The organism is Daejeonella sp. (genome assembly GCF_049655485.1).
GTDB lineage: Bacteria > Bacteroidota > Bacteroidia > Sphingobacteriales > Sphingobacteriaceae > Daejeonella.
In genome coordinates, this window is the sequence record NZ_JBASJU010000412.1 from 1 (window position 1) to 1,981 (window position 1,981).

Annotated in this window: 2 protein-coding genes; one reads left to right on the top strand and one right to left on the bottom strand. The window is 36.6% G+C overall.

Translation table 11 applies throughout. The features are described from left to right. On the bottom strand, positions 1-975 hold a 975-nt coding region (locus WBJ10_RS16590; protein ID WP_424292304.1), incomplete at its 3' end, for a DUF5677 domain-containing protein. A gap of 224 nt (positions 976-1,199) precedes the next feature. Here WBJ10_RS16590 and WBJ10_RS16595 point away from each other — a divergent pair. Beyond that, the coding region (locus WBJ10_RS16595) for a hypothetical protein (protein WP_424292306.1) at positions 1,200-1,981 on the top strand (782 nt) is incomplete at its 3' end.

A 1,981-nucleotide genomic window follows, 5' to 3' on the forward strand; every position in this document is an offset into this window, starting at 1 on the left:
TTGGTGATCAGTAGAATATTCGTATAAAAGATAGTCAATGAATGAGTAGAATGCATTCAAAGTGAGTTGCATGGGGTCAACAAAAGAATGCTTATCCAGCGATTGCTCAGTTAGTTTGCCAAGAACCATTTTGCCCTGCTCATTTTGTATGTCTCCCAAAGTTTGAAAGCTTGGGTGAATAAATTCGCTAGCCCAAATATAAAATGGGCGATAACGTTCCATTTCTGCTGCTTTTTCGATAGCCCAGAAGCTCGGACGCTCATCAAGATGATCTTTCGCCCATCCGTAATCATTGAAAAATGAGTCGCCATATAATCCTTGTAATTCCTTTGTTCTAGTATCTATTTTCTGTTGGTGGCTATTTTCCAAAGACGGGAATTTCAATGCCTGAAAATGCTTGCCAAGCGAGTCTGCTTTTTTCCTAACATCTTTATGAGCATAATCTACAAACTTTTGGTACAATGCTTCATCGTCTTTTTTCATTAAAAAAATCCCCACTACTGCATGTTCATAAACGGTGCGATATACTGCTAATGCCGTTCTTGTTGAACCGTTTGATAAGAGTATCCCGACCTCGTCTACAGTACGACATAGATTCCCGAAAAGTGTCATACGTACAATATCGCTGACTGGCACCTTACGATCATGCATCTCGGTTTTTAACCTGTTAAAGAGTGAATTTGAGGCGTGTATAAAAAGGAAAAAATAGAGGAACATCAAAGGATGTTCTTGAACTATCGTTCTTTGATTTTTCTGAAATATGTTAAGCCAATTTTCTAAATAGCTTATATCCTGCTGTTGAAGGAGGAGATCAGTAATCTTATTCTCCAACTTGTCGAAAATATCGCTATTTGTTAACAGCAGCTCGAATTCCTCTCGCCCTAAACCGAATTCACCTTTAGCTTTTTCTAAAGCACTGTTTAACAATTCATCATAATTCTTGATAACCAGATTATTGTATTTTAAATTACCCATGATTAATAGTACTAATGCGGAAAACGAGGTTACCGAAAACTATTTTTAAACAATAAATGTATTAAAAATATAGACCCATGTTTATTTGAAATTAGTCTAACCACTTTATTCTCTGCCAGCGATTCGGCTGACGTTTTCACAGCAATTTTTAAAACTCAACAATAATTTGGTTTTTGCTTCCGATATTGTGGCTAACTGAAAAATGAAATTCACTGTCAATTAATATGCAGGAAACTCAAATTGAATTAGCGACGCTATTCGACGAAGCCAAAGATCATAATGAATTTGAGTTTGTTATAACGCTGCTTAATTATAAAAGCATCGGTTCCTCCAACGCTCAAAGCAATTTATATGAATGGTTCGAGGCACTTACATCCTATATTACTCAGTACAAGCTTCTTCAAGGAAAAGAGAAAGCCAGGATGGCGGCCCTATTTTATTCAACTTTTTTTGAAAATAGCGACTTCTATAATATTTTAGGGAGCTTATGTCGTATAAGACTTGGTTTTAGAGCATCGTCTTACTTATTCTGGAAAACTAGGAAGCTTGAACGTTTGCTTGGTATAGGGGAAAAGGAGGAATTTATATTAGATCTTCTGGCAGATGCAGGAAAAAGTAATTTAATCACATTTTTCAAAGAAAACCACTACCCAGTCATTCGTAACACCTTTTTTCATAGTGCATATTCATTGGACGACGACGAATACATGATACATGATTCAGGAACAATTGTTATAGATGGCGTAGGAAAAGATTCTTTTAGTTTAAACAGCTTTTTTTATCCCCTGGTCGATAACACTATTTCCTTCTTTGAGGCTTTTCGAGATTTATATTGGCATCATTTCAAAAGTTACCAAGTTGATAAAAAGATTGGACCTAACCCTCTGGGCTCGTCTGGGTTGATTATCGGTACACCTAATGGCTTAGGAGGCATAAGAATTCCAAATGCGGTTCAATTTTTTGGAGAATGGCATGACTCAGGTATCTGGTTTGATGACCGTTGGGG